This window comes from Bacillus sp. C30, assembly GCF_040838255.1.
Taxonomy (GTDB): domain Bacteria; phylum Bacillota; class Bacilli; order Bacillales; family Bacillaceae_G; genus Bacillus_A; species Bacillus_A mycoides.
The window spans coordinates 1-1,618 of the sequence record NZ_JBFPJH010000541.1; the positions used below are offsets into that span (position 1 = coordinate 1).

General features: G+C 32.0%; 2 protein-coding genes. Both read left to right on the top strand.

Going from position 1 to position 1,618, the window contains the following annotated elements; genetic code table 11:
• Positions 1 to 63 precede the first annotated feature (63 nt).
• On the top strand, positions 64 to 798 hold the full coding sequence (gene nfsA / locus AB3X49_RS22660; RefSeq protein WP_367964883.1) for an oxygen-insensitive NADPH nitroreductase: 735 nt from the start codon (positions 64 to 66) through the stop codon (positions 796 to 798).
• Between the two features lie 175 nt (positions 799 to 973).
• Positions 974 to 1,519 (top strand): sigma-70 family RNA polymerase sigma factor, encoded by a 546-nt coding sequence (locus AB3X49_RS22665; protein ID WP_367964881.1) that lies wholly within the window; start codon positions 974 to 976, stop codon positions 1,517 to 1,519.
• The last annotated feature ends 99 nt before the right edge of the window (positions 1,520 to 1,618 follow it).

The window sequence follows — 1,618 nt, forward strand, 5'->3', positions numbered from 1 at the left end:
GTTGTGAATATTAAAAAAGATATGTTAATTTTTCATTATGAAGAGAAAAAAGGAGTGATTTTTATGAGTGAGATGATACATAAAATGGAGCAACACGTTTCAGTTCGTAAATATAAAGAAGAAACAATTTCAAAAGAGGTAGTAGAAAGAATGGTGCAAGCTGCACAACATGCGGCTTCCTCACATTTTGTACAGGCGTATGCTGTTATATATGTAACAGATCAGGAACTAAAGAGTAAACTAGCTGAATTATCCGGGAATCGTCACGTGAAAGACTGCGCAGCATTCTTTGTTTGTTGTGCAGACTTAAAACGACTTGAAATGGCGTGTGAAAAACATGGCACAGAGATAAAGCATGAAGGAGTGGAAGACTTTATCGTTGCGACGGTAGATGCTTCACTTTTTGCACAAAACTTAGCACTTGCAGCTGAATCTTTAGAATACGGTATTTGTTATATTGGCGGAATTCGTAATAACCCGAAAGAAGTGAGTGAATTGCTTCATTTACCGGATAAAGTATATCCGGTATTCGGAATGACAGTGGGCGTACCAGATGAAGATCATGGAGTTAAGCCACGTTTACCGGTAGCGGCCATTCTTCATGAAAATGGATACGATGAAAAGAAATATGATGAATTATTAAACGAATATGATGAAACGATGAGTGCGTATTACAAAGAAAGATCGTCAAATCAAAAAAACGTAACATGGACGGAATCAATGAGCTCATTTATGTCCAAAGAGAAAAGAATTCATATGAAAGAGTTTTTAAATGAAAAAGGATTAAATAAAAAATAAGTAAAAAGGCAAACCTGGAATGCGGGTTTGTCTTTTTTTTGAGGAGAAATGTCTTTTTTTGCTATCATATACATAGAAATAAAAATTAATAAATTTTTACAAAAGTGATAGAAAATGAGAATGAAGTGCCAATAGTAAGTAAAAGCAGCTGCTAAAGGGGAACTGAGGAAGGAAGATGTTTATGATTTTCGATTCTGAAGAGGATTTAATTATAGCTATGAAAAAACGTGATCAAGATGCTTTGAAAGAAGTGATTGATCAATATGGAAAATTAGTTTTATACATTATTCATAAATCATTAAGTACCCCTATTGAGAAACAATATGTAGATGATTGTTATAACGATGTATTTACTGTCATTTGGTTTAATATCGACCAATTTGATATAGAAAAGGGAAACTTAAAATCTTGGATGATTGGTATTACTAAATTAAAGGCATTGGAATATAAAAAGAAAGTATATAGAGAGAACAAAATGGATAAAGACGTAGAAATAGATAAAGGTATCCATGATAGTTATGAAATAGAACAAGAAGAAGAGATTATGGAAATAGTGCAAGATTTAAATAAAAAGTATCGATATATCTTTTTAAAGAGGTATATTGATAGATATTCCATTGACGATATTGCAAAAGAATTAAAAGTAACAGCGGATTATATATATAATCGAATTTCTCGAGGGAAGAAAAAACTTCAAAAACTGTGGAAGGGGAGTGTGTAATATGGATAAAAGACTATTATCGATGTTAAACGAACTCCAATATTCAGAAGAAGAAATTACATGTTTAGAGAAAGAAGCGAATGAGTCTATAAATATAGA

Coding starts and splice junctions, on each gene's coding strand:
- AB3X49_RS22665 (WP_367964881.1), top strand. CDS start 974: ATGTTTATGATTTTCGATTCTGAAGAGGATTTAATTATAGCTATGAAA.
- nfsA (WP_367964883.1), top strand. CDS start 64: ATGAGTGAGATGATACATAAAATGGAGCAACACGTTTCAGTTCGTAAA.